The sequence below is a fragment of the Hydrogenophaga intermedia genome, assembly GCF_023715105.1.
In the GTDB taxonomy this organism is placed as follows: Bacteria; Pseudomonadota; Gammaproteobacteria; order Burkholderiales; family Burkholderiaceae_C; genus Hydrogenophaga; species Hydrogenophaga intermedia_A.
Window position 1 is genome coordinate 1 of the sequence record NZ_JAMBNO010000098.1, and the last position, 466, is coordinate 466.

Below are 466 nucleotides of genomic sequence, written 5' to 3' on the forward strand. Positions count from 1 at the left end.
TCGCCCGCTCGAACGGCACGCCGAGCGCGGCCGTCGTGCACACGTCCCAGACGACCTCGATGTCGTAGCCGCCGGCGTCCGCCCACTCCGTCAGCGCCGACGCGTAGCGCATCTGGGTCGCCTCGTCGTCGCTGTCCATCATCGCCCGCTCGCTGGCGTCGACGTGCTCGGCAGCGGTCCGGACCCGCGCCGGGGACACCGAGAGCAACAGGTCGTGCACCGTCCCGCCGTCGAGGCCGTGGCTGACCATCTGCCGCATCACCCCCAGCCCGCCGCTGCGGGTGACGGCGCCGGCGTGCGGCACCAGGTCACCGGTGATGATCCGCAGCAGGGTCGTCTTGCCGGCTCCGTTCGCACCGACCAGTGCCACCTTCGCGCCCTCGCCGACCCGGAACGAGACGTCGTCGAGCAGCACCCGGCCGTCCGGCAGCTCGTAGCGCACCCCTGCGACGTCGACATGTCCCAC

Annotated in this window: 1 protein-coding gene; it reads right to left on the reverse strand. The window is 72.7% G+C overall.

Annotation, left to right across the window (positions count from 1 at the left end):
• Positions 1–466: ATP-binding cassette domain-containing protein (locus M3149_RS22740; RefSeq protein ID WP_285887497.1), on the reverse strand; the 466-nt coding region annotated here is incomplete at both ends.